Annotated in this window: 13 protein-coding genes; 6 read left to right on the forward strand and 7 right to left on the reverse strand. The window is 67.5% G+C overall.

Translation table 11 applies throughout. From position 1 onward, the window contains the following. Positions 1-56: 56 nt before the first annotated feature. The 7 genes from QRN63_RS23485 to QRN63_RS23515 all read right to left on the reverse strand — a co-directional run bounded on the left by QRN63_RS23485 (position 57) and on the right by QRN63_RS23515 (position 8,838). Positions 57-254, reverse strand: coding sequence for a ferredoxin (locus QRN63_RS23485; protein WP_285033407.1), 198 nt, complete (start codon positions 252-254; stop codon positions 57-59). Between the two features lie 71 nt (positions 255-325). Beyond that, positions 326-1,516, reverse strand: a complete 1,191-nt coding sequence (locus QRN63_RS23490) for a cytochrome P450 (protein ID WP_285033408.1) — start codon at positions 1,514-1,516, stop codon at positions 326-328. Positions 1,517-1,549: 33 nt separating this feature from the next. Continuing rightward, positions 1,550-3,106 carry a bifunctional 3-(3-hydroxy-phenyl)propionate/3-hydroxycinnamic acid hydroxylase MhpA gene (gene mhpA, locus QRN63_RS23495; protein ID WP_285033409.1) on the reverse strand — a complete coding sequence of 519 codons (1,557 nt, stop codon included), beginning with the start codon at positions 3,104-3,106 and terminating at the stop codon, positions 1,550-1,552. A 29-nt stretch (positions 3,107-3,135) separates the two neighbouring features. Continuing rightward, positions 3,136-5,019 carry an acyl-CoA synthetase gene (locus QRN63_RS23500; protein WP_285033410.1) on the reverse strand — a complete coding sequence of 628 codons (1,884 nt, stop codon included), beginning with the start codon at positions 5,017-5,019 and terminating at the stop codon, positions 3,136-3,138. Then, the gene (locus QRN63_RS23505; RefSeq protein WP_285033411.1) at positions 5,016-5,954 is read right to left on the reverse strand and encodes a fumarylacetoacetate hydrolase family protein; all 939 of its coding nucleotides are present in this window, start codon (positions 5,952-5,954) and stop codon (positions 5,016-5,018) included. The genes QRN63_RS23500 and QRN63_RS23505 overlap by 4 nt, the downstream gene beginning before the upstream one ends. Further along, positions 5,951-7,084, reverse strand: a complete 1,134-nt coding sequence (locus QRN63_RS23510) for a VOC family protein (protein WP_285033412.1) — start codon at positions 7,082-7,084, stop codon at positions 5,951-5,953. Before QRN63_RS23510 ends, QRN63_RS23505 begins: the two co-directional genes overlap by 4 nt. Further along, positions 7,081-8,838, reverse strand: a complete 1,758-nt coding sequence (locus tag QRN63_RS23515; RefSeq protein ID WP_285033413.1) for an FAD-dependent monooxygenase — start codon at positions 8,836-8,838, stop codon at positions 7,081-7,083. Before QRN63_RS23515 ends, QRN63_RS23510 begins: the two co-directional genes overlap by 4 nt. Positions 8,839-9,011: 173 nt before the next feature. On the opposite strand from QRN63_RS23515, the gene QRN63_RS23520 reads away from it, so the two are divergent. The 6 genes from QRN63_RS23520 to QRN63_RS23545 all read left to right on the forward strand — a co-directional run bounded on the left by QRN63_RS23520 (position 9,012) and on the right by QRN63_RS23545 (position 15,022). Further along, positions 9,012-9,617, forward strand: a complete 606-nt coding sequence (locus QRN63_RS23520) for a TetR/AcrR family transcriptional regulator (RefSeq protein WP_285033414.1) — start codon at positions 9,012-9,014, stop codon at positions 9,615-9,617. 12 nt (positions 9,618-9,629) lie between these two features. Then, the gene (locus QRN63_RS23525) at positions 9,630-10,685 is read left to right on the forward strand and encodes a cellulase family glycosylhydrolase (RefSeq protein ID WP_285033415.1); all 1,056 of its coding nucleotides are present in this window, start codon (positions 9,630-9,632) and stop codon (positions 10,683-10,685) included. 37 nt (positions 10,686-10,722) lie between these two features. Then, entirely contained in the window at positions 10,723-11,568 is an 846-nt protein-coding gene (locus QRN63_RS23530; protein WP_267316972.1) for a siderophore-interacting protein, read from the forward strand. Between the two features lie 71 nt (positions 11,569-11,639). Continuing rightward, positions 11,640-12,806 carry a lactate 2-monooxygenase gene (locus tag QRN63_RS23535; protein WP_285033416.1) on the forward strand — a complete coding sequence of 389 codons (1,167 nt, stop codon included), beginning with the start codon at positions 11,640-11,642 and terminating at the stop codon, positions 12,804-12,806. Between the two features lie 75 nt (positions 12,807-12,881). Further along, positions 12,882-14,057, forward strand: a complete 1,176-nt coding sequence (locus tag QRN63_RS23540) for a Fic family protein (RefSeq protein WP_350224469.1) — start codon at positions 12,882-12,884, stop codon at positions 14,055-14,057. Positions 14,058-14,125: 68 nt separating this feature from the next. After that, positions 14,126-15,022 (forward strand): tyrosine recombinase XerC, encoded by an 897-nt coding sequence (locus QRN63_RS23545; protein WP_285033417.1) that lies wholly within the window; start codon positions 14,126-14,128, stop codon positions 15,020-15,022. Positions 15,023-15,042: the final 20 nt, after the last annotated feature.

The following is a 15,042-nucleotide window of genomic DNA, read 5'->3' on the forward strand; positions in this document are numbered from 1 at the left end:
GCTCGATGGGCTGCTTCTTGGCCCGGGAAATCACACCACGCACTGTCTGACTCATCTCAGGGTGCCTCGCTGAGTGCCGCGACCGGGCACGCATCGACTGCCGCGCGAACCGCTGTTTCGATTGCGGTCGGGACCTCTTGCCCCTCGAAGTGGTAGTTCAGATTTCCATCGTCGTCGAGTTCGAAGGCACCGGGTGCTTGGGCGACGCACACGCCGTGGCCCTCGCAGCGGTTGTAATCGACGTTCACATGCATGGTTGTCCTAACTGGTGATGGCGAGCTCGAGCGGGGGTCGCTCGAAGCGGTGAGTTGTCGATTACGCGCGCCTAAGCGGCAATCAGCTTGAGAGGCAGGCGTTCATGGCGGCGGATGATGTTGTTGATCGCCCATTTGGGCGTACCGGTCAGCTCGATCCGGTCCACGCGCTCGAGCAGCGCCCGCAACATGGCGGTGGTTTCCAAACGCGCCAGGCCCTGTCCGGCGCAGGCGTGGGCACCGTGTCCGAATCCGACGTGACGGCCGGCGTCACGTCGGATGTCGAACACCGTGGGGTTTTCCCACTCGCGTTCGTCGCGGTTGGCGGAGGCGTAGATCACCAGGACTCGTGCGCCCGCGGGGATCCGCACTTCAGCGATTTCAGTCTGCTGCGCCGTGCACCGCGCGAAGGCGCGCAGCGGTGGCTCGTAGCGGACGATCTCATTGACCGCGTTCGGCAGGAGGTCGGGTTCGTCCTTGAGCAGTTGCCACTGGTCGGGGTGGGTGGCGAAGAGACTCAACGCGTTGGAGATGGCGCTCATGGTCGTATCGATCGACGGGGCGATGTAGTCGACGAGCAGCGGCGGGCATTCGTGGTGCGCCAGTTTGCCGTCGTCTGCGGCGGCGAGTAGCTCGTGCGCCATGCTGCCCTCGATGACGTCGCGTTCGCGAACTACGCGCCGGGCGAAGTGCAACATGCGCATGGTGTTGGGCACCGCTTTGATCGACTGCCAGTTGAGCGGGCCGAGTACATCGAATGTTGCTCCGGCCCAGGCAATCAGGTGATCGCGTTGATCGTGCGGCCAGCCGATGAGGTCGGGCACGACCGCCAGCGGCAGCGCGGCCGCGAGGTCGCTGACACCGTCGATATCGCCCTTGTCGAGCGCAGTTTCGACGACGCTGCGGGCCGTGTCATCGACGGTGTCACTGATGGCGCGCAGAGCGCGCGGCAGCATGCGGTGCGCGACGCGCTTGCGGCGTTGTTCGTGCTCGACACCGTCGCTGTTGAGCGTGGTGCCGTACGACATTCGGTTGGTGATCGGATTGAGTGCCACACCTTGACCCGACAGAAAGGTCGTGTCGTCGCGGAGCACCGATTTACACTCGGCGTAACGCGGCACCGCATACGCCCGTTGCTTCGCCAGCCATACCACCGGACCGAGGTCGCGCATTCTCTGGTAGTGGGGGTAAGGGTCGGTGATGGCGTCGACAGAGTAGATGTCGGGCTCGTAGACGGGCAGGCCGGCGGGTCGGCGTTGCATTGATGTTCCTCTCATGACTTCGGCGGTGGACGATTACGCGCGGGGCGGGTCAGCGATGAGGGACCGGGCCGACGCGAATCCGGGTATGGCCGCGCAGAGTTTCCACACGTCGCGGCCGGCGCACATCACCGTGCGGTCGGGTCGGACGACGGCGGCGGTGGCGCGGCCGCGGCGTAGCCACCGCTCCAATTCGCCGCCGGGTTCGGCGACATGAACGACGACGCCGTGGTCCTCGAGCAGGGCGAGTTGGAAAGCCGAGGGCCGTGTGCTGGTCAGGAGCGCAAAGCTGTTGCCCAACAGCATGTCCAGGCGTCGTCCGTCGGCCAGTGCCGGGTTGGGGCACAAGGTTCCGGCAAGCCGGCGCGGGCTCCGGCTTTTCACGACCAAGGCAGACTCATGCAGCCGGGGGGTGGTGCCGTTGGTGAGCTTGTCGCGAAGGCCGGGTATCAACCGCAGCCGGGGTGTGACGGTCCGCCGCACCATGTTTCCCGCATGGCCACCGGCCGTCATCGCCCACCCCATGGCCAATGCCAAGCCGATCATGCTGCGCGCGTGGGGTTTCCGTTCCTGTTCGTAGGTCGCCAGCAGTGCCTCGGGTAGCTCTCCGTTGATCACGCCGGCAACTTTCCATGCCAGGTTCATCGCGTCGCGCAGGCCGGCTCCCATGCCCTGCCCGATGAATGGTGGCGTGAGGTGGGCGGCGTCGCCGAGGAGGAACACGTTGCGTTCCCGCCAACTGTCGGCGATCTGGGCGCGAAAGGTGTACTCGGTGACGCGCACGAGGTTGAGTTCCTCGTTGGCCACGTCGCCGATCCAGGGGGCGACCAAGGGCCTTAGGGTCGCCATCGTGCTGAAGTCAGCCGCGGTTTCCGACGGCAGCAGCCGAAACTCCCAGCGGTAGCGGTGGGGCCCGATCCGCATGTACGTCGCGGCCCGGATGGGATCGCAGACCTGGTGCACGCCGTCCCACTGATCGAGTTCGGCCTCGGTGACCACGTCGGCGACCAGCCAGCGCTGCTCGAACCGCAGGTCTTCCATTGCGGCACCGATGGCGGCTCGCACGATGCTGTTGGCCCCGTCGCAGCCCAGCACGTACCCGGCTTCGACGACGTGCTCCGTTCCGGTGGCACGGTCGGAGTAGGTCACCCGGACGCGGCCCGGTTCGTGCTGGGTGATGCCGGTGACCTCGGAATTGCCGCGCAGCTCCACATTTGGGCGCTTGGCCAGGTTGCCGCGCAGCAGTTCTTCCAGTTCGGGTTGGTCGAACATGTTGGCCTGGGGGAAACCATGCCGGCTGCGTGCCGGGTCGCGGTCGAACTGTGCCAGCGTGTGGTGGTTCTGGTCGAGCAGGCGTAACCCGAGCGCGGGTCGGGATATCGCGGCGAACTCGTCGGCCACGCCGAGGCGGGCGAGGATGCGGTGGATCTCATCATCGAGATGCACGGCGCGCGGCTGGGGATACACCGATTCCCAGCGATCGAGAACCAGCGTCGGCACGCCGTGGTCGGCGAGCAACGTCGCCGCGGTGACACCGGTCGGTCCCGCTCCGACGACGATAACGGGCACGGATTTCGTTGCTGGCTCAGGCATTCCAGCCCCCGTCGGTCGATGAGGCGTGGTCACGATCGTTCCTTGATGCCCCACGCGAGCGCATAGCGACCGAGGGTCGCGGCAATGGCGTCGGTGTCGGCCTCGGCGTCCACGATGACGGCCACCGCGACGGAGCCATCGTCGACGGCCCCCTCGACGTCGACGATGCCGGGCGCGCCCGTCAGCGCGTCGGCGACAGCACCGCGGGCGGCGTCGGCCCGAAGCGGCAGCTTGAACGGCTTGCCGACAGCGGTCACGGGGATGGCGTCGATCACGATCACTGATTTGGGCGCCGCGGCCGGCTCGGCGACGCGCTCAACTGCCCACTGCCGCAACAACTCCGGAGTCGCGGCGGCGTCGGGTCGCAAGGTCACATATGCGACCGGCACCTCACCGGCGTGCACATCGGGCCGGCCCACCGCGGCAACGCCTGTGACGTCGGGGTGGGCCAGCAGTGCGTCCTCGATCATCGCCGGGTCGATGTTGTGCCCGCCGCGGATGATCAGGTCCTTGGCGCGTCCGCACAGATGGACGAAGCCCTCGTCGTCGATCCAGGCGAGGTCGCCGGTATCGAGCCGACCGTCGACGAGCTTGCCGTTGCCGTCGAGCACGAAACCATCAGCGTTTCGGCCCATGACATACCCGGGAAACACGGTGGGTCCACCGATCACGAGGGTGCCGATCTGACCGGGCGGCAGTTTATGCCAGACCCCGTCGTCGTCGATGCGTACCGTCGTGAGCTGCTGGTAGGGAAGCCGCTGACCAGCTGAGCCGGGCCGGGGATGGTCGGGGAAGCTGCGCGCACTCGCGCAGGTGGCCTCGGTCAAGCCGTAGCCCTCCAGCAATGGGATGCCGGTGTGCGACTCGAAATCATTGCGCACCGAGGGCGGCAGCGCGGACGCACCGACAATCGCCAACCGCATGCTGGAGATGTCGGCATCGACAGGGCATCGGCTCAGCACCGAGTACACCGTGGGTACGGCGCTCATGGTGGAGATCCCGTAGCGCTCAACGATTTTCCAGAAGCTGCCGTACAGCGCCATGTCCCGGTAGCCGAGCGGGCCGGCCCACAGCACCTGCTGTCCGCGGAGCAGCGGCGCCAGCAGGGTGACCACGAGAGCGTTGACATGGAACAGCGGCAACGCGGCGAACAACACCGACGCTTCGTCGAGCAATGTGTTGGCGGCGATCATCCAGGCGTCGGCGACCTCGTTGGCGTGAGTGTGGGCGGCCAACTTCGGTGCGCCGGTGGTTCCGCCGGTGTGGAACAGCGCGGCCAGATCGGTGGATTCCGGTGTCGTGCCGTGGAATCGAGTGCCGTCGTGTTGCGCGGACAGTCGCGTCAGGTAGTCGACCTTCGCCCCCGTCACCGTGGGCACGTCGATCGGATCGGCGCCTGTTGGTCCGATCAGCAGGACGGTGTCGATCAAGCCGGCGCCGACGAGACGCTCTGCGACCGCCGATGCCGAGGGGTCGAGTTGAGCGTCGGCCGTGATGAGGACGCGGGCGCCGGATCGCAGCACCAGTTCACTGACGTGCTCGGGAGAGAGTGCGCCGTTGATGGGCGCGGCAATGCCGGCGACCTGGGCTGCCAGTGTCGCGGTGATCAGGTCGTCGCAGTTCGGTGCGATGAGCGCGACCGCGGCGCCGCGCTGAACGCCCAAGTCACGCAGCAGGTTTGCGCTCTGGTGCACGTCGTGCAGCAGTTGGCCGAAGGTGCGGCGCACCGGGTGCTCCCAACGCGCGCCGTCGGGCAGGACTGTGACGGCGTTGAGCTCCGGCCACAGCTTGGCCGCCCGTACCAGCATTGCGTAGGTGGAGGTCGGCAGCCCCCGCTCACACAGCGGCACCGACTCGATCGCCGCCAGGTCGGTAGGGCTGGAGTACCTGGGCCACAACAGGTTCGCGTTCATGCGAACTTCACGGTGTTGCGCTGGGCACCAAGGTCGATGGCGCCGTCGTCGGTGGCGACGGTCGTCTCGACGACATCACCGTCGTGCAGGTATTTCGGATTGCGTGCCTGGCTCTTGAAGAATGCCTTCCATTTCACAGCGGGCGGCAGCAGCGAACCGATGAGCGCGACCGCCTTGGGGGGCGCGCTCAGCGCGGTGCCGACGGGCGTACCCGTCAGAATCAGGTCGCCGGCGCTGAGATCCTGGAAGCGCGTCAGCGATTGCAGGGCCTGCAGCGGCGAATAGATCATGTCGCCGGCAACCCGCATGTCTTGCCGCAGCTCGCCGTTCACGCGCAGCTTCAGGCGCAGTTCGCCGAAGCGCTTCAGCTCTGCGGCGGTCAGCAGCACCAGGGCCGGTCCGACGGGCGTGAAGGTGGGGTAGGACTTGGCTTCGTAGAACTGTGTCTGGGGCAGCTGGATGTCGCGCGCGGACACGTCATTGGTGATCACCAGTCCAGCCACGTAGTCGGCGAGGCTGGAGTCGGCGATGGTGCTGCCCACCGGGATATCGATGCCGATGACCAGACCGATCTCCACTTCGTAGTCGAGGAACCGCACGTGGCTCGGTTTGACGATCGCGTCCGACGGGCCGGTGATGGACGCCGACGACTTACGGAAGAAGGTCAACGGGATCGCGGCCGGTTCCATCCCGGCGTCTTTGACATGCGAGGCGTAGTTGGTCATCTGGGCGACCACGCGGCAGGGCGCAGTCACGGGGGACACGAGCTCGAGGCTGTCGACCGGCACCGTGGTGGTGTCGGCGGCAGCGGCTTCGATAGCGGCGCGGTCGGCGAGCAGGGCGCCGGTGGTGGTCGCATCGGTGGCGATCTTGGCGGCTCCGGTGGCGGTGTGCACCCACCACGCGTCGGCGGTGCGCAGAACGGAGATGGTCATGACTTGGCTGCTTTCAGTAGGCCGATGAGGCGGTTGACGTCGAATTCGTTGTGGCTTCGGAGTGCGGTGAGCAGTTCCCGTACTTCGCCGCGTGCGTGCCGGGGACTGGTGCCGAGGAAGTCGGCGGTGGCCGGCGGTCCCCACTGGGCGAGGCCGGATGCGGTGAACTCCGCCCATCCGGGTTCGAGTGTGCTGTCGAACATGTCGCCGTCGGTGAAGTGCTCGACCATGAACCCGTCGGGGTCGCGCCAGTAGTCGAAGATCTGGCTTCCCTGGATGTGCCGCCCGATGCCCCAGGAGCGTTGGTAACCAGAGTCTTTGAGGTATTCGCCACCGGCGGCGAGGGCATCGAGGTCGCTGACCTGATAGGCCGAGTGGACGTAGCGGTTCGCGGGTCCCAGCGCCAGCGCCAGCGTGTGATGGTCGGTCGGGATCGAGCCGCGGTCACACCGGATGAAGCTCATGGTGGGACCGCGCTCGCGCTGCCCCGGGAAGTACAGGAAGTCGCTGACGATCAATCCGAGCGTATCGAGGTACCAGTCCAGTGCTGCACGGTATTTGGTGGACTGGACGACGACGTGGCCGAGGCGTTGCACCGTCGTCGGCACCCGTGGCGGCCGCTGGGTGGCGTTGATCCGCTCGACGCCGTGGCCGAGGTTGTAGGTGTGCGGTGCTTGGGCCGGCAGCGTGCTGAGCGGGTGGGTGCCGGACACGACGCGTACCGGGATACCGCTGGGATCGGTCAATTGCACGCCCAGCCCGCCGATCGATTCCGGTAGGTCGGTGACCCGCGAGCCGGTCTTGTCGGCCAGTCGCACCAGGTCTGCGTCGTCTCCGGCGACGAACGCCATGCCGCGGAAACGCGTCTGCGGGCCCCGCCGGATGAGGACGCACGGGGCGTCGGGATCGCTACCGCGCAAATGCAATTCGGTGTCTGTGCGCACCGCGGTGCCGAAGCCGAACGCATGGGCGAAGGCCTCGGCGCGCGCCAGGTCGGGTTTGTCGAATTCCAGCCAGGCGAGGTCCGTCACCTTGATCAGCGGGTTGCGGGAGCGTCCCGGGTGCTCACCGGCCCGGGCCCCTTGAGCGCTGTGCAGGCCGTTGTGGGCGCCAATGGTGTTGCTGCTCATCGTGAGTACTCCTTTTGCGACGTTCGGACTGCAGTGCCGACCGCACCCCGGACCTTGTCGATCACGGCCGTCGCGTCGGTGGGGCTGTGGTCTCCGCGCCATGCCACGTGCTGATCGGGGCGGATCAGCACCAGGTCGCGTTCGTAGAGCTTCCGGGTGGGCGCGTCGCGGACGTCCACGACGGTCAGCGGTACGCCGCGATCCACGGCAGCGGACGTCAGCTCGGTGACGTCGACATCGGTGAAACGCAGCAGGGTGAACCCGGGCCCGAAGAAGTCGAACAGCGGTGTGCCGTCGGGCAGGAAGACACTCGGCGGGCGGGAGCCCGGCACGGTGCTCGGGATGTACCGATGTGTCGGGCCGGCCGGCTGCCGGCCCGGTTCCGTACAGATGACCGGTGAGGCGTCATAGCGGTACCCGTATTCGATTCCGTCGGCCTCGTTCTCGAGGTTACCGAGGTCCAGAATCTCGCGTCCCAGGCGTGCGCGGTCGCGGTCGCCCGCCCAACCCTGCCCGGAAAGCGCTGCGCGGTTTGCCATTTGAATGGCCAGGCGCACCAGGGTGTGCCGCGCGGAGGCATCCCGATTGGCGATGCCGACGGCGCGCCGCTCGGCGGCATAGGCGCTGAGCAGGCGCGGACCGCCCCAGCCGTTGGCGACAGCGGCAAGTGCCCAGCCCAGCCCGACGGCGTCGCCGACGCCGGTGTTCATGCCGTAGCCGCCGTTGGGGACCACCTGGTGGACGGAGTCGCCGGCCAGCCAGACTCGGCCATGCCCGTACGAGTCGGCCAGCGACAGCCGGGGCCGCCATTCATTGGCAACGATGATGTCGCAATCGAATTCGATGCCCAGCCGGGCGAACAGAAACTGCTTCGGATCGATGTCCTCGGTCTTGACGCCCATGCCGATCAGCGTGTGCAACGTCCAGGTGTCGCGGTCGTTCTGCGAGATCAGGGTCCAGCCTTCGGGGGACTGGGTGTGCCAGGTGGTGCCGAACCGCTCCAGCATCTCCCGTGCCGGGGAGGTGAAGTGCACCATGTAGACGCGGCCGTCCATCGGGGTCTGTCGCTGTTCCACGAATGCCCGCGCGGTCCCCGCGAGAACCTTGCGCAGCCCGATCTCACGCGCGGCCATGCGGCGGATATCGGTGTCGTGCAACGCAATTCCGAGCTGACGGCGGACGATGCTGCCGGCGCCGTCGCAGCCGGCCAGATAGTCCGCGCGGACGGTTCGGGTCTCGCCGGTGGCGCTGCGGCTGATGACGGCGTCGACGCCGTCGGCGTCCTGGCGAAACGACTGCAGCGCCCACCCGTACCGGACGTCGACGTCGGTGCGGGTCTCCAGGATCTCTTTGAGTGCCGGTTCGAGAATTGCCTGCGACACCCGCATCGGCGGCTCCAGCGTCATGGTGCCGTCGGTGCAGGCGCGGATGGCGTCGCGGCGCGCGGCCACGCTGGGGTATTCGAACCGGGCCAACTCCCAACCGCTGAGCTTGGTGACCCAAGCGACGTCGAACGGGTTTTCTTCCGGCACAGCCACTTTGCGGAGCTCGTCGGCGATGCCGAGCCGCCGGTACAGCTCCATGCTGCGGCCGTTGGTGATGTCCATCTTGGGGTGGGTCGTCGTCGCCGGATTGCGTTCGACAAGCAGCGCCTGCACGCCTTGTTGCGCCAAGGTCAGAGCCAAGGTGAGGCCGACCGGCCCGCCTCCGGCGATCAGTACCGGGACTCGGTCAGTCGGCGAGGTTTCGATCATCGTTGATCCCTTCACGTGACAACAACTATGTATCGAATTGAACAGTAGTGTTCAACTCAAGTCAAGGGTGTACTTTGAACAAGGTTGTTCAGAACAGGGATGGTGTGTGCAATCGTCGTTGCTATCGTTTTGAATTGGACACGTGATGCGGGCGGTATGGAAGGAGCGGCGCGATGACCACGACCGACGACCGGATTGTGACGGCGGCAGTGCGGCTCTTCGTCGAGAAGGGCACCACGCAGGTCACCATCAGCGAGCTCGCGCAAGAGGCGAACGTGGCCCGCGGCACCCTGTACCGGAACGTCGGCTCGATGGACGATTTGTTCGATCGGGTCGTCGCCGAGATCACCGCGGACCTGCATCGGCGCGTTTCGGCTTCGTTCGCGGCGATTGATGATTCCGCGACGAGGCTGGCCACCGGCATCCGGATGTGGGTCCGATACGCGCATGAGAATCCGCAGCTGGGCAGGTTCGCCGTCAAGTTCGGCCTGAGCGAGGAGGGGTTGCGGTCGTGGATGGCAGGGCCGCCGAGCGGCGATGTCGACGCCGGTGTTGCGGCCGGCCGCTACCAGCTGGGCGAGGTCGGCGTCGACAGTGTCGCCTCACTGGTCCTCGGCGCCACGGTGAGCGCCATGTGGATGGTGCTCGAAGGTCATCAGACGTGGCGTGAAGCCGGCTCGTCCACTGCGGAACTTGTGTTGCGCGCCTTGGGGATCGATGTCGAAGAGGCGCACCGAATCGCCACCGATCCGCTGCCCGTCCTACCCCCGTCCGCCTGAATGCCTGCTGGCATGGCCCGCGTTCGCCGCTGCTCGAGGTGGCTCGCTGCCGTCATCGGATTGGTCGTCGCACTCGTGGCCGGCAGCTGTCTGTGGGTGCGCCCGTCGCTCGTCGCGATGCCGGTGGTGCCCGCCGGCGGCTACGGATTCAGCGTCGGCGCGCCCCAGTCGTGGATGAGCGACGCCGACGCCGACCGCGAACTCGATGCCGTCGCCCGCACCGGGGCGGAGTGGATGCGCGTGCTGATCGACTGGCACCTCGTGGAACCCGTTAAGGGCCAATACAATTGGCACTATGTCGACCATTGGGTGAACGGCTCGAAAAAGCGCGGGTTGAAGGTACTCGGACTGATCGCGTACAGCCCCACCTGGGCTCGGGCGCCGGGCTCGTATTTCAGCGCGCCACCGGTCAATCCGGCGGACTACGCCGCGTTCGTCACGGCGGTCGTACAGCGCTACGGCGACCGGGTCGCCGACTGGGAGATCTGGAACGAGCCGAACCTGCCGCTGTTCTTCGGGTTCACCGATAACCGCGCCGCGGTCTACACCGAGCTGCTCAAGGCGGCGTATCCGGCGATCAAGGCCATTCAGCCTGACGCCACGGTCGTCGCCGCCGGGCTGAGCCGCGCCACCGGTCCGGACGCGCCGACGAAATTCCTTGCCGACATGTATGCCAATGGTGCGCGGAAGTTCTTCGATGCCACCGCGATGCACCCGTACGTGTTCCCCGGTGGCATCGCCGAGGACGGTGACAACGGGTGGTCGGACCTGGTGCGTGTGCACGACCTGATGACCGTCAACGGCGACGGCGACAAGAAGGTCTGGATGACCGAACTGGGTGCCTCGACGTGCGCGCCGCAGGCCCGGGGCGTCAGCCAGGACGAGCAGGCGCGCCAGATCCTGCAGGTGCTGTCGGGTGTGGCGGGGGCCGGTTGGAGCGGTCCGGCGTTCATCTTCGCGGTGCGCGACACCGACACTGCCAAGCGTGACGACCTCGAATCCAACTTTGGCGCGTTGCTGACGTCGGACTGGAAACCCAAGTTCACGGCCGCGGTGCTGGCTCGGTAGCCCACCACGGCGGCCGCGCCGCTCGTATAGTCGAGGCGTGGCAGGCCGTCCGATTCATACGTTCGAAGTACTCCGCACCCAGCGCCTGACCCCGCACATGATTCGTGTTGTGTTCGGCGGCAACGGGTTCGACACCTTCACTCCCAAGGAATTCACAGATTCCTACGTCAAGTTCGTCATCGTGCCCGCGGGTGTCCAGGTGGCCGGCCTGGCGCAGCCCCTGACGCTCGACAGCTTCGAGGCGCTGCCGGCCGACCAGCGCCCGACGGTGCGCACCTACACCGTGCGCAGCGTCGACGTCGAACAGCGTGAACTCACCGTCGACTTCGTGGTGCACGGCGACACCGGTGTGGCGGGACCGTGGGCGGAGTCGTTGGCGCCCGGCGACCCGGCGTACCTCATGGGACCCAACGGGGCCTACGCCCCGAACCCCGCCGCCGACTGGCACCTGCTGGCCGGCGACGAAGCCGGGCTGCCGGCGCTCAGCACCGCGCTGGAAGCGTTGCCGCCCAACGCGATCGGCCAGGCCTTCATCGAGGTCGGCGGGCCCGACGACGAGCTGGATCTGACCGCGCCCGCAGGCGTGAAGATTCAGTGGATTCACCGTGGTGGCCGCGCCGACCTGGTGCCAGACGACCAGGCGGGGGACAACGCGCCGCTCATCGCGGCGGTCCGGGCGGCCGACTGGCTGCCCGGCCAGGTCCAGGTGTTCGTGCACGGCGAGGCGCAGGCCGTCATGCACAACCTGCGGCCATACCTGCGCAAGGAGCGCGGCGTCGGCGCCGAATGGGCGTCCATCTCCGGCTACTGGCGCCGCGGCCGCACCGAGGAGACCTTCCGGCAGTGGAAGGCCGAACTGGCCAAGGCCGAAGCCGGGGCATAGGCCGAAGCCACCGCGCCGGCCGACGCTAATGTGCGATCCTCAGCCGAAGTGGCAACGGAAGGGCGGGCCTGATGGCGTTCGGTGACTACCAACTCGAGATCTATCTGCAGGGGCTCGGCGGTGTCGTCCCCACGCTGCCGATCTCGTTCGCCGAACTCGAGGAGCGCGCCCAGGCCGCGATGCCGCCGTCGATCTGGTCGTACGTCGCCGGCGGCGCCGGTGACGAGCGGACGCAGCGCGTCAACGTCAGCGCCTTCGACCGCTGGGGACTCATGCCGCGGATGCTGGTCGGGGCCACCGAGCGCGATCTGACGATCGACCTGTTCGGGCTGAAGCTGCCGTCGCCGCTGTTCCTGGCGCCCATCGGCGTCATGGGCATCTGCTCGCGGGACGGCCACGGTGACCTGCATGCCGCGCGGGCCGCCGCCCAGACCGGCGTACCCATGATGGTCTCGACGCTCACCAGCGATCCGCTGGAGGATGTGGCCGCCGAATTCGGTGACACCCCAGGCTTTTTCCAGCTGTACACCCCGAAGGACCGGGACCTGGCGGCCAGCCTGGTCGGCCGCGCCGAAGCCGCGGGGTACCAGGGCATCGTCGTCACCCTCGACACCTGGGTGCCCGGCTGGCGTCCCCGCGACCTGTCGACAGCCAACTTCCCGCAGCTGCGTGGCCACTGCCTGTCCAACTACACCAGCGACCCGGTGTTCCGGGCCAAGCTGCCCGCGCCGCCGGAGCAGAACCCGCAGGGCGTGGTGATGCAGTGGGTGCAGGACTTCGGCAACCCGCTGACCTGGGATGATCTGCCCTGGCTGCGCTCGCTGACGAAGTTGCCGCTGCTGGTCAAGGGCATCTGCCATCCCGACGACGCGCGGCGCGTCCGCGACGCCGGGCTCGACGGCATCTACTGCTCCAACCACGGTGGCCGGCAGGCCAACGGCGGCATTCCGGCCATCGACTGCCTGCCCGGCGTCGTCGCGGCGGCCGACGGCCTGCCGGTGCTGTTCGACTCCGGCGTCCGAACCGGTGCCGACGTCGTCAAGGCGCTGGCGCTGGGCGCGACCGCCGTCGGTATCGGGCGACCCTACGCGTACGGGATGGCACTCGCCGGCACCGCCGGCGTCGTCCACGTGGTGCGGTCCCTGCTGGCGGAGACCGACCTGACCATGGCCATCGACGGCTACCGCGCGCTGGCCGATCTGACGCCGGATGCCTTGCGCCGCGTCGAGGGGCGTTGACGCGCGTACTCGATAAGTGGATGCAATGATCGATATTACATCCACTTAATCTATAAATGGATGTAATATCTCGGTGTGCATCCACTTGACGCCGTCACTTATGAGGATGTGCGCTGGGAGCCGCAGGTTCGTTATGCAGGCATGCCACCCAAGTACGGCACCTATCACCCGGCTGTACCGGCAAGCATCGCCGAACTGGACCTGGCATTGCCCTACGGCGTGGTGGCCGAGGCTGAAGCGGCGAGCCGCGAGATAGCCCGGTTCGACGCCGAACTGGGCGGTGAGATGGTGCCGTTCGCTGCGGTCCTGCTGCGGTCGGAATCCGCCGCCAGCTCACAAATCGAAAACCTCTCGGCGTCGGCACGATCTATTGCTGAGGAAGAGCTCGTCGGTGGCACAGGCAAGCGCAACGCCGTCGACATCGTCGCGAACACCGCCGCGATGCGGGCGGCATTGGCGCTGTCGGGGACCATCGACGCCGCTGCCATCTTGGCGATGCACGCTGCGCTCATGGCCGATCAGCCGCGGCATACCCCGGGGCAGTGGCGTACTGAGCCGGTGTGGATCGGTCGCGGGTCGGCACCGATCGGAGCCACGTTCGTAGGCCCACGTCACGAGCTCATTCCCGCTGCGATCGACGACCTCATCGCGTTCACGAAGCGCACCGACACTGCGGTACTGCCACTCATCGCGGTGGCCCACGCGCAATTCGAGACACTGCACCCGTTTACTGACGGCAACGGCCGCACGGGGCGTGCGCTGGTGCAAGCGCTGCTGCGCAACAAGGCATTGACCCGTCAGATCACCGTGCCGGTGTCGGCGGGTTTGCTGGCCGATACGGACGGATACATCGGGGCACTGATGGCGTACCGGGAGGGTGACGCCGCGCCCATCGTGGAGCGATTTGCCGAGGCGAGCGTGCGCGCGACGGTCAATGGTCGGCAGCTGGTCACAGACTTGCGCACCATCCGCGCCAGCTGGAACGACAGGATCACCGCGCGCGCGGATTCCGGAGCGTGGAAAGTGGCCGACCTACTGACCAGCCGTCCAGTGATCAATGCCGCGTTGCTCGTGGACGCGGGCATCGTGGCCCAAACTGCACATGCCCAGCGAGTGCTGACCCCCTTGGTTGAGGCGGGCGTAATCATCGAGACCACCGCCGGCCGCCGCAATCGCGTATGGCGATCCGCGGAAGTTCTTGCCGCGCTCGATGCGTTCGCCGAACGTGCGGGCAGGCGCGTCGACGTCTGAGGTCACAGCTCGGCCACCGACGGGTGGCGTGACAGGCGATCGGCCGAGGGTTCTGCCAACGTAGGGGAGTGCACCAGGCGGTTCTCGATGAGTTCGATCAGTACCTCGAACTCGAATGCGGCCGTTCCGAGCACACCCGGCGGGCCTATCTCGGTGACCTGCGGTCGCTCGGGGAATTCCTCGGCGACGACGCGACCATCGCGGACCTGGACCTCATGACACTGCGGGCCTGGCTCGCAGAACAGGCAAGCCGGGGCGCCGCGCGCACGACGCTGTCCCGCCGGACCTCGGCGGTCAAGACTTTCACCGCCTGGGCGGTGCGGCGGGGCCTGCTCGAGACCGACCCGGCCGTGCGGCTGCAGACCCCCAAGGCTCATCGTGCGCTGCCTGCCGTGCTGCGTCAGGACCAAGCCGTCGATGCCATGTCGGCGGCGAATTCCGGTGCGGAGCAAGGCGATCCGATGGCGCTGCGGGACCGGCTGATCGTCGAGATGCTGTACGCCACCGGCATCCGCGTCAGCGAGCTCTGCGGCCTGGACATCGACGACGTCGACCAGGGCCGCAGGTTGCTGCGCGTCCTCGGTAAAGGCGACAAGGAGCGCACCGTGCCCTTCGGTGAGCCGGCCTCCAACGCGCTACGGGCGTGGCTGTCCGACGGCCGCCCGGCACTGGCGGTCGCGACGTCGGGCCCGGCGCTGCTGCTCGGGGCGCGGGGACGACGCCTGGACCCCCGCCAGGCGCGGACCGTCGTGCACCAGACGGTCTCGGCGGTCGACGGCGCGCCCGACATCGGGCCGCACGGGCTGCGGCACAGCGCGGCCACCCATCTGCTGGAGGGTGGCGCCGACCTGCGGGTGGTGCAGGAGCTGCTGGGCCATTCGTCGCTCGCGACCACCCAGCTGTACACGCACGTGACCGTCGCCCGGCTGCGCGCCGTCCACGACCAGGCCCACCCCCGCGCCTGACCCACCTGCCCTGGCTCACC

The organism is Mycolicibacterium sp. lyk4-40-TYG-92, assembly GCF_030209435.1.
Lineage (GTDB): Bacteria > Actinomycetota > Actinomycetes > Mycobacteriales > Mycobacteriaceae > Mycobacterium.

Coding starts and splice junctions, on each gene's coding strand:
- QRN63_RS23485 (WP_285033407.1), bottom strand. CDS start 254: ATGCATGTGAACGTCGATTACAACCGCTGCGAGGGCCACGGCGTGTGC.
- QRN63_RS23490 (WP_285033408.1), bottom strand. CDS start 1,516: ATGCAACGCCGACCCGCCGGCCTGCCCGTCTACGAGCCCGACATCTAC.
- mhpA (WP_285033409.1), bottom strand. CDS start 3,106: ATGCCTGAGCCAGCAACGAAATCCGTGCCCGTTATCGTCGTCGGAGCG.
- QRN63_RS23500 (WP_285033410.1), bottom strand. CDS start 5,019: ATGAACGCGAACCTGTTGTGGCCCAGGTACTCCAGCCCTACCGACCTG.
- QRN63_RS23505 (WP_285033411.1), bottom strand. CDS start 5,954: ATGACCATCTCCGTTCTGCGCACCGCCGACGCGTGGTGGGTGCACACC.
- QRN63_RS23510 (WP_285033412.1), bottom strand. CDS start 7,084: ATGAGCAGCAACACCATTGGCGCCCACAACGGCCTGCACAGCGCTCAA.
- QRN63_RS23515 (WP_285033413.1), bottom strand. CDS start 8,838: ATGATCGAAACCTCGCCGACTGACCGAGTCCCGGTACTGATCGCCGGA.
- QRN63_RS23520 (WP_285033414.1), top strand. CDS start 9,012: ATGACCACGACCGACGACCGGATTGTGACGGCGGCAGTGCGGCTCTTC.
- QRN63_RS23525 (WP_285033415.1), top strand. CDS start 9,630: ATGGCCCGCGTTCGCCGCTGCTCGAGGTGGCTCGCTGCCGTCATCGGA.
- QRN63_RS23535 (WP_285033416.1), top strand. CDS start 11,640: ATGGCGTTCGGTGACTACCAACTCGAGATCTATCTGCAGGGGCTCGGC.